The 16,867-nt window shown below is 35.5% G+C and carries 17 protein-coding genes; 3 read left to right on the top strand and 14 right to left on the bottom strand.

Translation table 11 applies throughout. The features are described 5' to 3' along the window. The first annotated feature begins 45 nt into the window (after positions 1-45). The gene (locus AC1Q8N_RS10095) at positions 46-558 is read left to right on the top strand and encodes a cysteine hydrolase family protein (protein WP_048541554.1); all 513 of its coding nucleotides are present in this window, start codon (positions 46-48) and stop codon (positions 556-558) included. Positions 559-991: 433 nt separating this feature from the next. Then, positions 992-1,282: an ArsR/SmtB family transcription factor gene (locus AC1Q8N_RS10090; RefSeq protein ID WP_000894375.1), complete on the top strand. Its 291-nt coding sequence runs from the start codon at positions 992-994 to the stop codon at positions 1,280-1,282. Between the two features lie 151 nt (positions 1,283-1,433). Here AC1Q8N_RS10090 and AC1Q8N_RS10085 read toward each other — a convergent pair whose 3' ends face one another. Beyond that, the gene (locus tag AC1Q8N_RS10085; RefSeq protein WP_048541553.1) at positions 1,434-2,546 is read right to left on the bottom strand and encodes a class I SAM-dependent methyltransferase; all 1,113 of its coding nucleotides are present in this window, start codon (positions 2,544-2,546) and stop codon (positions 1,434-1,436) included. 9 nt (positions 2,547-2,555) lie between these two features. After that, positions 2,556-3,185: an MBL fold metallo-hydrolase gene (locus tag AC1Q8N_RS10080; protein ID WP_048541550.1), complete on the bottom strand. Its 630-nt coding sequence runs from the start codon at positions 3,183-3,185 to the stop codon at positions 2,556-2,558. Positions 3,186-3,355: 170 nt separating this feature from the next. Here AC1Q8N_RS10080 and AC1Q8N_RS10075 point away from each other — a divergent pair, with 170 nt between their 5' ends. Continuing rightward, a complete protein-coding gene (locus AC1Q8N_RS10075; protein WP_000524847.1) occupies positions 3,356-3,529 on the top strand; it encodes a DUF2759 domain-containing protein in 174 nt (57 codons plus the stop codon). Positions 3,530-3,609: 80 nt separating this feature from the next. Here the strand turns inward: AC1Q8N_RS10075 and glcK are convergent, their stop codons facing one another. From glcK to AC1Q8N_RS10015, 12 genes are all read right to left on the bottom strand, one after another. Beyond that, on the bottom strand, positions 3,610-4,593 hold the full coding sequence (gene glcK / locus AC1Q8N_RS10070) for a glucokinase (RefSeq protein WP_000391711.1): 984 nt from the start codon (positions 4,591-4,593) through the stop codon (positions 3,610-3,612). A 19-nt stretch (positions 4,594-4,612) separates the two neighbouring features. Then, positions 4,613-4,813, bottom strand: coding sequence for a YqgQ family protein (locus AC1Q8N_RS10065; RefSeq protein WP_000253699.1), 201 nt, complete (start codon positions 4,811-4,813; stop codon positions 4,613-4,615). 103 nt (positions 4,814-4,916) lie between these two features. Further along, positions 4,917-5,495: a 5-formyltetrahydrofolate cyclo-ligase gene (locus AC1Q8N_RS10060; protein WP_001206435.1), complete on the bottom strand. Its 579-nt coding sequence runs from the start codon at positions 5,493-5,495 to the stop codon at positions 4,917-4,919. A 104-nt stretch (positions 5,496-5,599) separates the two neighbouring features. After that, complete coding sequence (rpmG, locus tag AC1Q8N_RS10055) at positions 5,600-5,749, bottom strand: 50S ribosomal protein L33 (protein ID WP_001265616.1); 150 nt, start codon at positions 5,747-5,749, stop codon at positions 5,600-5,602. Positions 5,750-5,817: 68 nt separating this feature from the next. Further along, positions 5,818-8,172: a sugar phosphate nucleotidyltransferase gene (locus AC1Q8N_RS10050; RefSeq protein ID WP_098847166.1), complete on the bottom strand. Its 2,355-nt coding sequence runs from the start codon at positions 8,170-8,172 to the stop codon at positions 5,818-5,820. 378 nt (positions 8,173-8,550) lie between these two features. Further along, on the bottom strand, positions 8,551-9,207 hold the full coding sequence (gene phoU / locus AC1Q8N_RS10045) for a phosphate signaling complex protein PhoU (protein ID WP_048541577.1): 657 nt from the start codon (positions 9,205-9,207) through the stop codon (positions 8,551-8,553). Between the two features lie 165 nt (positions 9,208-9,372). Next, the gene (gene pstB, locus AC1Q8N_RS10040) at positions 9,373-10,188 is read right to left on the bottom strand and encodes a phosphate ABC transporter ATP-binding protein (protein WP_000226689.1); all 816 of its coding nucleotides are present in this window, start codon (positions 10,186-10,188) and stop codon (positions 9,373-9,375) included. Between the two features lie 28 nt (positions 10,189-10,216). Beyond that, positions 10,217-11,083, bottom strand: a complete 867-nt coding sequence (gene pstA / locus AC1Q8N_RS10035; protein ID WP_048541547.1) for a phosphate ABC transporter permease PstA — start codon at positions 11,081-11,083, stop codon at positions 10,217-10,219. A 1-nt stretch (position 11,084) separates the two neighbouring features. Continuing rightward, the gene (gene pstC / locus AC1Q8N_RS10030) at positions 11,085-12,035 is read right to left on the bottom strand and encodes a phosphate ABC transporter permease subunit PstC (protein WP_098076721.1); all 951 of its coding nucleotides are present in this window, start codon (positions 12,033-12,035) and stop codon (positions 11,085-11,087) included. 27 nt (positions 12,036-12,062) lie between these two features. Further along, positions 12,063-12,980, bottom strand: a complete 918-nt coding sequence (phoX, locus tag AC1Q8N_RS10025) for a phosphate ABC transporter substrate-binding protein PhoX (protein ID WP_493521176.1) — start codon at positions 12,978-12,980, stop codon at positions 12,063-12,065. 332 nt (positions 12,981-13,312) lie between these two features. Continuing rightward, the gene (locus AC1Q8N_RS10020; protein ID WP_048541541.1) at positions 13,313-15,439 is read right to left on the bottom strand and encodes a peptidoglycan D,D-transpeptidase FtsI family protein; all 2,127 of its coding nucleotides are present in this window, start codon (positions 15,437-15,439) and stop codon (positions 13,313-13,315) included. Positions 15,440-15,548: 109 nt separating this feature from the next. After that, entirely contained in the window at positions 15,549-16,826 is a 1,278-nt protein-coding gene (locus AC1Q8N_RS10015; RefSeq protein ID WP_000871369.1) for an MFS transporter, read from the bottom strand. Between the last annotated feature and the right edge of the window lie 41 nt (positions 16,827-16,867).

Below are 16,867 nucleotides of genomic sequence, written 5' to 3'. Positions count from 1 at the left end.
ATGAATTAATTGATATATTAAGAAGTAAAAAAGGGGGCAAAAATAATGGATATTTGTGCAGATGTTTTAATCGTTATCGATTTACAAAATGGAGTATGTTATAGCGAAGAGCATTTATTCGATTTACAAAATTTACTTACAAAAGTAAATAAAAGAATTTCTTCATACAGAAAATCAAATAAACCAATCATTTTTATTCAACATTGTGACGATGATTTAGTACCCGAAAAAGAACTTTGGGCTATTCATGCTGATCTAGATGTTCAGGAACAAGATTTTTTTGTAAGAAAAACACATGCCAATTCATTTTATAAAACAAACTTGAAAGAGATTTTAGAACAATTATCTGTACACCGTATTGAATTTTGTGGTGCCCAAACAGAGTACTGTATGGATGCTACGATTAAATTTTCCCATGGACTAGAATACGAAAACTTCATGGTACAGAAAGCAACCTCTACGTTAAATAATCCATTTATGTCCGCAAAAGAGACAATTGATTTTTATGAGAACATATGGAACCGCAGATTTTTAAAGCTGATAAAAGATGAACTCTAGAATATATAACTAATGTCTTGGTAATTCTAAAATTTATCAGCTATACTCAAATATTTTGTTATCACCATAAAGAAGCTGACTATATTCAGCTTCCTTTCTTTTAACCTGTTTTATATTCTATATATAACATTATAATTCCTTTTTCTTATTATTTTAAAAATTTTGTATATTCATTTGAAAGAATAAGAAAATCATGATAAAATTGTGTTACAAATATATCTATATCTTTCAATTTTTAAAACGCATCGAAATTTTCGCCCAAAAATGTCATTTTACAAAACCATGCAAATTTATCTACTTTATTTACATCAGGGTCTCTTTTCTTACAATTTCTTTACTTTAGGACTTTTTTTCTGCAACAACTGTTTTCTTTTCTTTAATTTTTTGGTATGTATAGTATGGTATAACAGCTCACACGGAGGTGGAAAAGAACATGTTAGAAACCTTTCAAAAAGAAATAGAACTATATGAAAGCAATGCAGAATTATTGAAAGTACTTGCTCATCCTGTTCGCTTATGTATTGTAAAAGGATTAATTGAACGTGGTCCAAGCAACGTTTCTACAATGTACACTGGCTTAAACATGCCACAATCTACAATTTCACAGCATTTAGCAAAATTAAAAAGTGCTAAAATCGTTTCCAGTGAAAGAAAAGGATTGGAAATTTATTACAAAGTAGAAAACGAGACAATTATTCAACTCGTTCGCGTATTATTAGGTTAAGAGCTCATAAACAGAGAAAAAGGGCGTATTTTATATTTTTTATCTCATATCTTTAATATAAATATATATCATGAGAGAAAATATATGATGCTACATAATTAAAAAGTCGTATTAAAAAACAAGACACAGAAATATGCTGTGTCTTGTTTTTTTATATTTTCAAATGCTGATCCAAGTGTAACTGTTGCATATGTTTCGTATGTATCACAACATCAAATGCACTCCCTAATCCTCCGCTCAAAATCATAGAACGAACTGCACGATTTTGTTTTTGAGTTTCAGAAAAAGGATTTCGATCTTGGTGACCCGTAAGCTGATCTAATATTCCTGCTGCTAACAAAAACTCAGATTGCTTCTTATGCCATACTATATTCATGCCTTGCAGGCTAAACATCTCTTTCAGTTCGTCCCAATGAATATGAGTAGTAAGATCCATTTCACCTGGATGCTCTAAAGGATTACGGATTAACTTATGCTCGTAATATCCTCGTAAACTTCCTTCTTGATGTGCAGGATGCATCCATTCTTCTTTTGTGTATCCATAATCAACGGTAATACATACACCTCGTTGAAACCATTTCGCAATTTCTTCTATATATTCTTCCATCGCAAGTGGCACTTCAAAACGCTGACCTTCAGCAAGATGAATATTATATTTCAATAAGTATCGACCAATATTTTTCTGTAGCGGTCTACATACTTCTGCGAGTTTCCCTTCCTCTGTGTACGTCACACGTACTTCATACAATATTCCATTTCTCTTCTCAATTACTTCAACAGGAAATGCATCAAATAACTCATTCGAAAAAAGAATCCCTTCGAACGATTCTCCCATTTCACTATGCGACGTATAATACGACACATTAGAAAACGAACAAAGATTTTTCTGCTGTAAGTTTCTATGAAAAGGGCTCATTTCAATCATTGAATAGTTTAAATCAATAAAGGTTTCTGGAGATACTTGCTTCCACTCTTGTAAAACATCATAGGCAAACCTTCCTGTTCCCCCACCAATCTCACAAATATTCGGAGCAACTTCACCATTTTCAACAAGACGAATAAAAAATTTAGCAAATGTTTTTGCAAAAACAGAGGATACGTTGCTACTTGTAAAAAAATCCCCTTGTCTTCCAATTTTTTCACGTTCCTTCATATAATAGCCATGTCCCTCTGTGTACAATACGAGGTTCATATACGTACTATATGAAATTGAATAATCCTTCTCTTTCTCCATCCATTCTTTTAAAATGAGCTCCATCTCCATACTAGCTCCTTACTGTAAAAATGGATTATTTTCTTTTTCAAAACCAATGCTTGTTTCTGGACCATGTCCACATAGCACCGCTGTTTCATCTGGTAATACAAATAATTTTTCTTCAATACTTCCAATCAATTCAGCAAAACTTCCACCGGGTAAATCTGTTCTTCCGATGCTCATTTGGAACAATACATCACCAGAAAATACAGCATTCGCCTCTTTACAATAATAAGAAATACTGCCTGGAGAATGTCCTGGCGTCTCAAAAATCTCAAAATTAAATGAACCAATTGCTAATGCACCTTCTGCATCAATAATATGATCTGCTGGTTTTGCTGTAATACTGCGATTCATCATAAAAATTTGAGAGCCATTTACAGTTGCATCGCCTAACCAATCTGCTTCTTCTCTATGTACGTACACAGGAATATGAAAAGCGTCTCTTACCGCGTCAACAGCACCAATATGATCAAAGTGAGCATGTGTTAATAAAACAGCAAGTGGCTTTAATTGTTCTTCTTGTAAATATGTAACGAGCTTCTCTCCTTCGTGACCAGGATCAAAGATAATACACTCATTTTGATCATTCGTTAAAATATAAGCATTCGTTTGTAATGGGCCTAACGGCATTTGTATCCATTTCATATGAAAATCTCCTCCAATTATTAAACTTACTTTCAATGATACAACATTTTTTTCTCTTAGGAAAAGAAAGGATGCTATCTCGACAATCATTTTTAAAACATGTACAATATAAAAGAGTTAATATTCTAAAAACTCATATTGAGGAATGGGTAGACAGAGGAGGATATTGTATGGGCCTTGTTATTATTTTTGCGCTAGTCACTCTGTTAGCTGTATTCGCTACGCTTAGAACTCTTCGCGAAAAAAACTTATTCGCGGGCGGCTTTGCAATTGCAACTGTACTCGTTTTCGGATGGTTTACGATCATGACTGTTCTATATAACGGGTACCCACCAGCAGCTTAATTCATTTACATGTTATTCTTCATCAAGATTTCACACAAAAAGAGGAAGGGTTTCCCCTTCCTCTTTTCATATTTCACAACTTATACCATCTTCGCTTCGTATTTGTGCTTTTTTACAAGCCAAGCTCCTCCGATAACACCTGCATCATTACCAAGTATTGCAATCGCTAACTTTGTGCTCTTTACAGCACGTGAGAAAGCATATTGCTCGAAATAACGTTGAATTGGCTCTAATAGTGCATCTCCAGCTTTAGACACGCCTCCGCCAATAACAATTTTCTCTGGGTTCAACGTACTAGCAAGGTTCGCTACAGCTAACCCTAAATAAGAAGCTACTTTTTCTACTACTTCGCCTGCTAGCTCGTCACCTTGTCCAAGTGCTTCAAACACATCTTTTGATGTAATACGCCCTTCTTCTGCTAACATAGAACGTAGAACACTCTCTTTATTAGTCTCTTGTATTTTTTGCATAGCAACACGCACAATACCCGTTGCAGATGCTACAGTTTCTAAGCAACCAGACTTCCCGCAATTACATGGGAAAGCATTCTCTGTAACTACTGTAATATGTCCAATCTCACCAGCAGCTCCGCTTACGCCGTGTACAATCTCACCATTGGCGATTACACCACCACCAACACCAGTGCCAAGTGTCATACAGATTAAATCTTTTGCTCCTTCACCAGCACCTTTCCACATTTCACCAAGCGCTGCTAAGTTTGCATCATTATCAATAACAACAGGTAATCCTGTTTCTACTTCTAATAAATCTTTTAACGGATAGTTTTTCCATCCTAAATTGACCGCTTCATAAATCATTCCAGACGCCACGTGTACAGGACCAGGAGCTCCCATACCAATACCGATTAACTTGCTTTTCAATTCACCTAACTCTTCTAACTTTTTATCAATAGCTTTCGCTACATCAAGCGTAATATGTTTTCCTTGCTCATTTGTATTCGTAGGGATTTCCCACTTATGTAAAATTTCACCGTACACATTAATAAATGCTAATTTAATTGTTGTACCACCAAGGTCAACCCCAACTAACCATTTCTCTTCCATGTTGCTTACCTACCTTTATCTAATTCTTATTTAGCTCTTTTTGAATTTCTTGCTTCAATAAAAATAAAGCTGTTTGATAGTCTTGTGGATCGATTAACTGTGATTGATTTAATTCACGCAATTCATCTTGCATTAATTGTAAATCTGCAATTCGATCACCCGTATAAATAATCGTACCAAATTTCTTTAGCAATTGCTGAATATCATAAATAGATACCATTTTATCACCCTCTATGCTCACTTACTATAAAAAATTATAATAAGAAAACGTTCACATATTTTATTATAATCAAGAAGAAAAAGTCTCGTCAATTTTTATTTGTCTATACAAGCCCATTTTTAACCATTGTTCCTTTTTCTGTAATAATTTTTTCTACGTTTTTATCAAACGGCTCTACTGGAATATGTTCTACTATTTGAAAACTATAAGCTAATGATAGCGTTTTCCCTTTATAATGCAAGAGATAACGATCATAATACCCACCGCCATATCCAATCCGCTCTCCTCGCTCTGTATAAGCTACACCTGGCACGATTTGAAGATCAATGTCATCTGCATTCACTTCTTCCGTACGCGCTGGAATTGGTTCACGTAAATTCATATACACTATTTCTAATTGATCAAAATTACTAATTTGCCGGAAAGACATTGTTCGTGTTTCTTTGTTACACTTTGGAACAACAACTTTCTTTCCTTCTTCCCAAGCTTTTTCGATAATAGCATATGTATTCACTTCATTTTCCATTGAGAGAGTGATTCCAACTGTTTTAGCTTCAGCCCACTCTTTTTGCGCATACAACGAAAATGCAATTTGCTCTGATAAAGTTGTATACCGTTCTTCTGATAAAGAATTCATGTGCTCTATTATTTGTTTACGTAAACGTACTTTCTCTTCTCTCACACACTTTCCCCCTCACAGTGATACTTTGCTCTACGATGATAGTGTATCACTTTTAACAGAGGAATCGAATAAAAAAAGAAACAGTAGGAAAATATTCCTACTGCTTACTTTGTTTCACGGTGTAACGTAGACTTCTTGTCACGCTTGCAATACTTTTTAAGCTCGATACGCTCAGCGTTGTTACGTTTGTTTTTCTTTGAGATATAGTTACGATCTCCGCATTCTGTACATGCTAGAGTAATATTCACACGCATTCTTATTCCCTCCAGTACTAATAACTTAAATCAGACTATACTATAATACCACTTTTAAAATAAAAATTCTACACCTTTTGATATTGTCTAATTTTTTCTATAAGATTTTTCATGTTTTCCCTTGCTATTACTGGGTTTCTGGCATGCGAATACACTAAAAATTTCGGTTGTTTTGTGTCAGACACGATATAAGACCACTCTTTTTCGGTATATTTGAACTGTACTCCTTCAAATATACCTTCTTCCTTTCTTTCCATATCAGCCAATAATTTCCTCATTACTTTTCCTTTTTCATTCCATGAACATACAACTTCATCACAAAGTAGATAAAGCGGCGGTGATTGCTCTACTATGCTGAGAAATGTTTTCCCCTGCAATGCTATTAACTCGAATAATTTTCCAATTCGATATAAAATATCTCGCTTCCATCTCGCTTGAAACGACTTTTTTTCATCCTGCGTATAAAATAGAAGGTAACATTCTCCTAATTTCAAAGACATCGGGTAAATATTTCCTGCTGATTCAAGTAATAAATCTGGAATATCTACCTCTTCAAAATCTGTTCCTTGGTAAATATTACTATGATTATCATATAACTCGAAATAATTTCCTTGCTCTGAAAACATAAGTGCCATATTTGCTTTGCTTGATTTCATCAAAGCTTTCACATGATCCTTTTGTTCGCCCGCATAAATCCATGTAACTGTGCATCCGAGCCTTTGTAAAAAGAGCATCAGTAAATGTTGTAACATATCATTCCTCTTATTAATAAGAAGATGAAACTTTTGTTTTTGTATTTTCTCAATATCAACACGCTCTAATACAGCCTCTATATAATCATGTAAAGAAACGTGGACTAGCTTATTCCGCCCCATTTCTTTCTCACATACGTAATAAAACGACTCGGACATATATACTTGTTCTATCGCTTTTTGCTGCTTATACGTTAATTGTACCCCATTCTTACCATATAACTTTATAACAACCTCTTTTTCATTTTCCACTTGAATGAAAACCCCACCAGCACATTGTAAATCCTGAATGCTATACTGAAAAAGCGATTCGTTCATTTCTTTGCATTCCATCGTATGAACCCCGATACCATGAATCGCATGAAGAAAGAGATTTTTATAAGAAGTCGTTTCTATATGTTCTTGACTCCCAATTAATATACTTTCTCCTTTGGCAAAAAGAGATCCATACGCCATCGCAACTTTCACAATAAATTGAGGAGTGATTTCAACATTACCTCTTCCTACAATGCGGCTTTTTTGCAACCATCCTGCACTCTTTTCGCTTTCTTGAACACCAGCCGATCCTACTACTGAATAGCTGTCAATTGCCTTATATGGCCATAGTTTTCCCTTTTGCTTAATTACCGTACTTTTCCCTATATGACAATGATCCGCTACAATGCTTTTTTGAAACAGTGTAACGTCATCTTCCACCATTGTATGCTCTCCTATGATCGTTTCTAATAGCTCGCAATACTGACCAATGTGCGCATTTGCAAAAACAATACTTTTTTGAAGATGAGAATAACTTGAAACCACACTATTTTTCCCGATAATAGAGTATGGCTCAATTACAGCTCCAGCACCAATCTTTGCTCCTTCTCCAATAAAAGAAGGACCGTGAATTTTCGTTCCTTTTCCAATCGTCACACCTTCCCCCATCCATACCATCGGCAATACTTCCGTGTAAGGAATAGGTACTTGCAATTTTTTCGTTAACAAATCAAATTGTGCTTGTCGATATTGATCAAATGTACCGATATCTAACCAATAACCTTCTGACAAATATGCAAATAACGCGTTCTTATTTGCCAATAGCGGAAACACATCTTGACTGAAATCAAAAAACTCTCGGGGCGGTATGTAAGAAAAAATTTCTGGCTCCATAATATATATACCTGTATTCACAATATTAGAGACTACTTCATTCCAGCTCGGTTTTTCTATATATCGTGTAACCTCTTGTTCTTTATTCATTACAACTAAACCGAATGAGAGTGGGTTTTCTACTTCCTTTACAAACATAGTTACCATTCTTTTCTTTTGTTCATGAAACATAATTCCTTCTGATAATTGAAAATCAGTTAACGCATCCCCGCTTATCACAACAAACGTTTCATCTAAAAATGTTTCCGCTTGTTTAATACTCCCTGCGGTTCCAAGCGGGGGAGAATCTTCAAAGTAGTACAAGTTAACTCCCCATTTGCTACCGTCACCAAAATATTGTTTAATGGCTGTACTCATATACTGAACAGTAATTGCAATTTCACGAATACCATGCTGACGTAATAATTCAATATTGTATTCCAAAACTGGCTTTTCTAATAATGGTAACATCGGCTTTGGAGTATTACATGTTAATGGTCTAAGGCGTCGTCCTTTTCCTCCAGCTAAAATAACCCCCTTCATATACTTCAGCCTCCACTTATATAATGATCAGTAACTTCATATACGATATGTATATTATCTACCCCGCATTAACTAGCAGTATAAAATGAAACTTTAATTAGTAGGGATTTTGTGCATCTCCCACTGATTATTAGCCCTGACCACTCGGGCTTTTACAGGCGGTAAAACTGTCTATATACATGTACCTTTTCAACGCCACGAAAGAAAGCGCTTACTATTAACTTAGTAAAATATCTCTTAATAAGTGAACAACATATATGTCCTATTTTTTCCATTATATTATGATACATCTTATCATCATAAACTAAAGGAAACAACGAGCTTTTTTTGTCATGTTTTGACTAAAAAAAGCAGGTGATGTTTCACCTGCCTTTTTCTTTATTCATTTAATAAGTAATGCTTTCCTTTTACTAAATAAAAAACATTTTCAGCAATATTTGTAATATGATCTGCTACACGCTCGATATATCTCGCCACAAAGGATAATTGTGTAATTTGTGTAATTGCTTCTGGTTGTTCTGGAACTGAAGATATAAATTCACGAATCGCTTTCCCATATATTTCATCAACTGAATCATCCATTTCAGCAATTTGTTTCGCCAAAGTTAAATTTTCTTGCTCATATGCTTCTAGCGCTAACTGTAGCATCTTATTTGCAATTGCAAACATTTCATCAAGATTGTGCAAACTAACAACCACCTCTTTTTCCCCAAGACGAATTGTTGATTTCGCAATATTAACAGCATGATCTGCAATACGCTCTAAATCTGTCGCTGTTTTAATTGAAATGAAAATCCTTCTTAAATCACTTGCTACAGGTTGCTGCTTCGTAATAAGCATAAGCGCAAGATCATTTATTTCCTCTTCTAAATTATCCATACGATAATCACCATCTATTACCTCTAACGCTTTCTCTACATCCCTTTTATGAAGACCTTCCATAGCAAGCAATAAAGCTTCCCTCGCTAGCTCTCCAAGCTCAATCACCTTTTGCTGCAACATTTTTAAATCACATTGAAACTGTTCTCTTACCATTGTTTCTTCCCCCTCAATATTATGTGCCATTATATATAGATCTCCTACCTAGCCTACTTGTAATAAGCCTTAAGATAGGAGAAGTATTACTTCTCTAATTAAATGAGGTAAAAATAAGAAATACCCTCTGTTAAGAGGGTATTTGCTCTTAGCCTTGCAACGATATCAACCGAATCGGCCTGTAATATAGTCTTCTGTACGCTTATCTGAAGGTGTCGTAAATAATTTATTTGTATCTGTATATTCCACAACTTCTCCACTTAAGAAGAAAGCAGTTTTGTCTGAAATACGTGCTGCTTGTTGCATGTTATGCGTTACGATCACAATACTAAAGTCTTTCTTTAACTCTTGAATTAATTCTTCTACTTTTAATGTTGAAATTGGATCTAGTGCCGATGTTGGCTCATCCATTAAAATAACGTCTGGTTCAATTGCTAAACAACGTGCGATACATAGACGCTGTTGCTGTCCACCAGATAAACCGTATGCATTATCATGCAAACGATCTTTTAACTCATCCCAAATCGCTGCTCCACGTAAACTTTTTTCAACAATTTCATCCAATGTTTTTTTATCACGAATACCATGAATTTTCGGGCCATATGCTACATTTTCATAAATAGATTTCGGAAATGGGTTTGGCTTTTGGAACACCATTCCCACATGAGTTCTTAATTCTTCAACTGGGTATGATTTTTCAAATATATTGCGCTCTCTATATTCAATTACACCTGTAGTTCGCACGATTGGTACTAACTCTACCATACGATTTAATGTTTTTAAGTACGTTGATTTACCACAACCACTTGGCCCGATAATTGCTGTAACTTCATTCTCATGAATGCTTAAGTTAATATCTTTTAAAGCATGGTCTTCTCCGTACCATAAATTTAAGTTTTTCGTATCAAATACTACTTTCTTTGGTGCAGTCTCGATTTTCTCCTCGTTTTTCACCTGTACATTTACTACTGTTGCTACCATTTGAATTCCCCTTTCATCCATTTCCAACTTATTTTCGATTTCGTAACCATAAGACAAATATATTGATAAAGAGTAATAAACCTAACAAAACAATCATCCCAGCAGCTGCTACATACTGAAATTCTTCTTGCGGTCTACTCATCCAATTAAAAATTTGAATTGGTAAAACTGTAAATCTATCAAACATACTAAATGGAACATAATTTGCAAATACAAGTGCCCCGATAACTAATAGCGGTGCCGCTTCTCCAATCGCCCTTGATATCGCTAACATACAACCCGTTATAATTCCTTGGAAAGCAGATGGCAATACAATTTGATACATCGTTTGCCACTTCGTAGCACCTAATCCGTAAGAAGCTTCTAATAATGAACTTGGTACAGATCGTATCGCTTCTTGACTCGCTACAACAACTGCCGGTAAAACGAGTAAACTCATCGTCAGTGCCGCCGCAATAATACTCTCTCCTAAATGAAGAGCATATACAAAAATAGTTAAGCCGAGTAATCCAAATACAACGGAAGGTACTCCTGCTAACGTTTGATTATTAATTTCTATTACCTTTTTAAATATAGATTCCTTCGCATATTGCTCCAAATAAAGAGCCGTTCCAACTCCAAATATAAAGGAGACTGGTATAACAATACTCATAAATAATATTGTTCCTGACAAAGCTGCAGCAATCCCAGCTTCTTTCGGATTACGCGAAGCGAAGTTTGTAAAGAAATCTAACGAAAGGTAACTTATACCTTTTTCAAAAATTTGAAAAAGCAAAATAAGCAGTATTACTATTGAAAACAAAATTGCCATATAAAATAACAACTTGTAAACTCGGTCTTTTAAAAAACGTGATGCCATATTTTCTTGTATTTTTTTATGATTCAACATTCGCATATTATGTCACCCTCCTAAAGCGGCGCATAATAGAGTGTGAAATGATGTTCATTATAAGAGTAAACAAGAATAACGTTGCGCCTACAGCATACATGCTGTAATACGTAATTGTTCCATGCGGAGCATCACCTAAGCTCACTTGCACAATATAGGCTGTTAGCGTTTGAATAGAGTGTGTCGGATCGAGCGATACATTCGGTGTAGATCCCGCTGCAATTACAACTATCATCGTTTCGCCAATTGCTCTGGAAGCAGCTAATAGGATTGCTGCCATAATCCCTGTAAAAGCCGAAGGAAACACGACTTGTTTTACCATCTCAAACCGAGTTGCTCCAAGTGCTAACGAAGCTTCTTTCGTTCCTTTCGCTACAGCTCTCATCGCGTCTTCAGATAGAGATGCAATTGTAGGTATCATCATAAAGCCAATAACAATACCTGGACTAATCGCATTAAAAAACTGTAAATCTGGTATAATCCGTTGTAAAAGTGGTGTGACAACTGTTAATGCAAAAAAACCATATACAATTGTCGGAATACCTGCTAATAGTTCTAACATCGGTTTTAATACTTTCCTTGCACCGTTTGAAGCATATTCGCTTAAAAATACAGCACACGCTAAACCGATAGGAATTGCTACGAACATGGCAATTGCTGTTACAAGGAACGTTCCACATATAAGTGGTAATATACCGAATTTAGGATCTTCAAAAAAAGGTAACCATTCTTTTCCCGTCAAAAAGGAGTGTAATGGTATTTTTTGAAAAAACATCAACGTTTCATTTGCCAATGTGAAAATAATTCCAAGTGTCGTTACAATAGACACGCTAGCCATTATTTTTAGTAATAATGGAACGATTCGATTGATTCGCTGCGTTTTTTTTCTTTGTTTTGTATTTCTTTCAATCAAATGTTGTACAGAAAATGTAATTTGACTTTTGTCATTATGAGCCAAAGATGAAAACCCCTTTCCACCCTGACATTACCTTTTTATTTCTGTTAACATCCGCAGCTGTTCATTGTATTTTTCTTTTGGTAATTTTACATATCCAACCTCTTCAGCAAGATTACCTACATGCTGAATCATAAACTCAATATAATTTGCTACATTCATTTTATTTCGGATAGATGCATCATTTACATAAGCAAATAACGGCCTAGATAATGGCTTATACTTACCTGATTGAATGGTATCTTTCGTCGGAAGTACACCATTCACTTTTATTGCTCTCACCTTATCTCGATTGGCCATATAATAAGCATATCCTACAAAAGCAATGGCATTTTCATCATTCATTACCCCTTGCATAATAACTTGATCATCTTCAGACAAAGAGACTTTTTTTACAATGCGACTATTTTGTAAGATGACATTTTGAAAATAATCATACGTACCAGAGTCTACACCTGGCGCATAAAACTTCACCTGTTCACGTGGCCATGATGAATGAATTTGTGACCATCGCTTTTCGCTTCCATCTTCACTCCATAATAGACGTAACTCGTCTACCGTCATATTGTCTACCCAAGTATTTTGGCGACTCACAACGATCGTAAGGCCATCGTAAGCGACTTCAAACGGTGTAAACTGAATGGAGTTTTTTTTCATCTCATTTTCTTCCACTTGTTTCATTGCTCTCGAAGCATTATTTATATCTACTTCTCCTTTACTGAAACGATTAAATCCTCCTCCTGTTCCAGAAACACTGATGGAAATTTTCACGTTTGGATGCACCTTTGTATATTCCTCCGCTACCGCTTCTATAATAGGAAAAACTGTTGAGGATCCATCAACTCTCACTTCTCCCATTTCATTCACAGCAAATGCAGTAGACGTGCCAACATAAAAGAAACATGTCGACAATACGAAAACTTTAATCGATGCACTTATCCATTTCACGTGTTCTTCCTCCTAGAAGTAACCGGAAATAACAGGATTACAGATATAAGAATACTGCTAAACTATTAATTCGGTTTTAATTGTTTGTAAAAGTTTTGTAAAGTTCCACAAGAATCAACATTAGGTGAAATTCTAATCCGTAGCCACCATTCATCTTCACTAATGATTGGTCCATAAAATCCTTATCCTCCATAGGGAAATGCATACGTATCATTTGCGAGGTCCCTTAATTTCCCGATATGATATGCTTGTCCACTTTATTAAAACGTATGCATGAACCATAAAAAAAAGCACACTATCTTTTCAGATAGTGTGCTTTTTTTACAACTTTTTTATTCATCATCTTGCTCTTTATTTTTCTTATCTATTTCATCTTTTGTAGCTTCGCCATTTTCTACCTTTTTCAAATCAAAGTACGCGTCCATAATGTCACGGCTAATATATCCATTAATACCTGATTTATCATCTACCCAAGGTACAACAACAGAAAATGCTACTTCAGGGTCTTCAAATGGCGCATAACCTACTAACGTTAAGTTATATGTCTCTTTGCGCTCACCTTTTGCATTTCTACCAATCTCTTTATCTCCGCCATACACAGTTTGAGCTGTACCTGTTTTACCAGCAGCTGTATATTTTGCAGTCGAAAAATAGTTTAAAGCCGTACCACCCGGACTGTTAAACACTTGCTTAAATCCTTCCTGAACACGTTTAATTTGTGATTCAGGCATATCTACACGGTTTAGTACTTTCGGTTCCATTGAATGAACCACTTTTCCAACTTCATCTGGTTTCACTGCCGGTTGACGAATTTCTTTTACAACTTGCGGCTGCATACGGTAACCACCATTTGCAATTGTTGAAACATATTGTGCTAATTGAAGTGGTGTATACGTATCATACTGTCCAATTGATAAATCCAATAAGAAACCTGGCATATGATCTGTTCTACCTCTTTGTCCAGCCGTTTCATTCGGTAAATCAATGCCAGTTTTTACACCAAGTCCAAATTGACCGAAATAGTAACGCATCGTATCATATGATTTTTGTTTTATATCTAACGTACCGCCTCGTACATAGGGAACACCAGCAATATTCATCGCTGTTTTAAACATATAAACGTTTGAAGACATTTTTAACGCTGTAAGGTCATCAATATATCCCATCGTCTTCCAAGACGATTTTTTTAGCGGTCCTTTTAATACAATTGGTTCATCAAGTTGAACCGAACCTGGTTGAATAGCGCCTGTTTGATATCCAGTAAGTATTGTAGCGCCTTTTACAGTCGATCCCATCGGATAAGAACTTGTCATCGTTCCTAATGCGAAATCTTGTACTTTCGTTTCACCATTTTCATTCACTAACTGTTTCCCTGCCATAGATAAAACTTCACCATTTTTCGGATTCATCATTACAACGAATGCACGATCTAAAAGTGGTTGCCCACCTTTATATTTCAATAAACTTTTAGTGATAATTTCTTCTACACGCTTTTGTAATTCCATATCAATTGTTAAATTCAGATCATTACCACTTTGCCCTTTTGATACATTAATCGTTTCTAAAATATTACCATTTTTATCTGTAATATTTTTCACTTCCGCTTTCGTACCATGTAGGCTATCTTCATATTGCTGTTCAAGATAACTTTTTCCTACTCGTTCATTTCGATTATAATCACGAACAAGATAGTAATCTAGTCTTTCTCTCGGTAAACCTTCATCAGACGTTGACACCCCACCAAGTACACTTCGGAATAAATCACCATCATATGCATATTTTCGTTCCCAATCGACACTCGTATCTACTCCTGGCAATTCCGCTAATTTTTCACTAATAATCGCATATTCTTTTTCTGTGGCATCCTTCTTAATGACTTGTGGTGTCATTGCATATCCGCCGTCCATTTTGCTTTTAATTGCTAGTATTTCTAAATCTTTTGCAGATAATTGATTCACTTCTTCTTCCGTCACGCGACCTCGTTGACGCTCGTCTAATTCTTTATCGTCAATTTTTTTATCTTTAAACTCTTGACGATCTTTATTCGTAATTTTTTCTTTCGCTTCCTCTTTATGAATAGCAAGCCAATAATCTTTTTTATCACGATCTGTTAATTTATCTGTCGGTACTTCAATCAAATCTGCTAGCTTTTTCGCTGTTTCTAAGCGAGCCTCTGCAGTTGATCCTTTCATTTTTGTAAATGTAATCGTACGTACAGCTGCATTATCTACTACAGCTCGCCCATAACGGTCAAATATTTTCCCACGTGGTACAGGATTACTTATCGTCGAGTTCTCTTTCCTCTCCACTTCATTCTTATATTCCTCACCGCGAACAATTTGTACATATCCTAGCCTTACAATAACCGCGGAGAACATTAAAAACACGCAGAAAAACAGCACGTTTAACCGAAAAGGAACGTGAGTCTTTTTCTTTTGTTGTTTCTGCTTCTTGCTCATACAAACCTCCTCTACCAACAGCTATGTAATGTGAAAGGGACACCTTCATACAGGTGTCCTCACTGCTGTCTTACATCTTTTTCTATTCTAGCATAAAACAACCGAGAAGTTAACCTTCTGGTTCTGTTTGATTCTGCGCATTTGCTTGCGTTACAACACTTGTTTTACTTGCATTTCCCTCATCATATTTGACATTTTTAACTGCAAAATAAATAAGAAAATGTCCTGCACCTAAAATACATAATAAGTAAGGTAAACTTTTTTCGGGCGGAAAGAATAGTACAGCGCATAAAAAACTTAAAATCGAGCAAATTCTTCCTGCATTTAACCATAATTCTCGGACAACTACATACTCTACACGCCACTCTCTCGCATTTTTCGCTCTGCCAATTACATCGTATGTCATGGACCCGTACGGAACAAGCAAAATAGGGTATGCAACCGCAATACACGCTGCATAAATAAGTAATTTTGCGTATGTAACGTTGAATATAACTAAAAATACGACAGCATATAAAATAATGCCTCCAAGTAAAATTGCTTTTTTCCGCCACTCTTTCTTTAACATACGAGTGACTAAGTAGTAACATACAAATGATACAGCAGAATTTACTAAGCTATATTTTCCTAAGGCGAGTTCACTATCCGTCGCTAAATACACGTACACGGAAATCACAAAAATAAACGTTCCCTCTCTCAACCCTTGGAAAAAATGAGCACGTGTAATTCTTCCCCAATTTTTATCAATCTGCCGCTCTTTCAATACTTGTACAATTTCATACCGTCCTTCACATTCTCTCTTAGATACAAAAAAGCTTAAAATAACAGCAATTGCAAATAACACTAACGAAAGAAAGAATATGACCGTATAGCCACTCCATTTTTCCATACGTGAAATTGTGTATCCAGCTGCTATCGGTCCAATCATGCCAGAGAAGGATGTAAGAAGTCCAAGAAACCCATTAAAGAAATCTCTTGTTTCTGGTTCTGTAATCTCAAATGTTAATAAGTTAAACGCGAGCCAGTAAAAACCATATCCGACTCCTAAAAGAGCCCCCATTAATAAAATATAGTGAGAAGCGCTTTTTCCCGCTACTAAAACAACGATAAAAAAAATAGCTAACGTGCCTACGCCTATTCGTAACAAGATTGAGCGATCAATACGCTTCGCTAATTTCCCACCTATAAGAAATGTGAGAGGCTGCAATACAACGCTGGCCAAATTATACAAGCCAAGATTCACATAATTTTGTGTTTGTTTCCATAAATAAATGTTAACAAACGTATTCGATAAAGAAATTGCGAGCGTGTATAAACCTCCAATAAGGAGCAACAACACTAAATCCCGATTCACTTCAACGTCACCAATTATATGTTTCCACTTCATACACAACTCTCCTTTACTTCATGTTCTAGTCTTCCAAAGAC

This window comes from Bacillus sp. GW823-FHT06B01 (assembly GCF_058952315.1).
This window is presented reverse-complemented; position numbering and strand designations above follow the sequence as displayed.

What these genes read in the sequence shown, in the direction of transcription:
- AC1Q8N_RS10095 (WP_048541554.1), top strand. Translation starts at nt 46, where the DNA reads ATGGATATTTGTGCAGATGTTTTAATCGTTATCGATTTACAAAATGGA.
- AC1Q8N_RS10090 (WP_000894375.1), top strand. Translation starts at nt 992, where the DNA reads ATGTTAGAAACCTTTCAAAAAGAAATAGAACTATATGAAAGCAATGCA.
- AC1Q8N_RS10085 (WP_048541553.1), bottom strand. Translation starts at nt 2,546, where the DNA reads ATGGAGATGGAGCTCATTTTAAAAGAATGGATGGAGAAAGAGAAGGAT.
- AC1Q8N_RS10080 (WP_048541550.1), bottom strand. Translation starts at nt 3,185, where the DNA reads ATGAAATGGATACAAATGCCGTTAGGCCCATTACAAACGAATGCTTAT.
- AC1Q8N_RS10075 (WP_000524847.1), top strand. Translation starts at nt 3,356, where the DNA reads ATGGGCCTTGTTATTATTTTTGCGCTAGTCACTCTGTTAGCTGTATTC.
- glcK (WP_000391711.1), bottom strand. Translation starts at nt 4,593, where the DNA reads ATGGAAGAGAAATGGTTAGTTGGGGTTGACCTTGGTGGTACAACAATT.
- AC1Q8N_RS10065 (WP_000253699.1), bottom strand. Translation starts at nt 4,813, where the DNA reads ATGGTATCTATTTATGATATTCAGCAATTGCTAAAGAAATTTGGTACG.
- rpmG (WP_001265616.1), bottom strand. Translation starts at nt 5,749, where the DNA reads ATGCGTGTGAATATTACTCTAGCATGTACAGAATGCGGAGATCGTAAC.
- AC1Q8N_RS10050 (WP_098847166.1), bottom strand. Translation starts at nt 8,172, where the DNA reads ATGAAGGGGGTTATTTTAGCTGGAGGAAAAGGACGACGCCTTAGACCA.
- phoU (WP_048541577.1), bottom strand. Translation starts at nt 9,207, where the DNA reads ATGGTAAGAGAACAGTTTCAATGTGATTTAAAAATGTTGCAGCAAAAG.
- pstB (WP_000226689.1), bottom strand. Translation starts at nt 10,188, where the DNA reads ATGGTAGCAACAGTAGTAAATGTACAGGTGAAAAACGAGGAGAAAATC.
- pstA (WP_048541547.1), bottom strand. Translation starts at nt 11,083, where the DNA reads ATGCGAATGTTGAATCATAAAAAAATACAAGAAAATATGGCATCACGT.
- AC1Q8N_RS10020 (WP_048541541.1), bottom strand. Translation starts at nt 15,439, where the DNA reads ATGAGCAAGAAGCAGAAACAACAAAAGAAAAAGACTCACGTTCCTTTT.
- AC1Q8N_RS10015 (WP_000871369.1), bottom strand. Translation starts at nt 16,826, where the DNA reads ATGAAGTGGAAACATATAATTGGTGACGTTGAAGTGAATCGGGATTTA.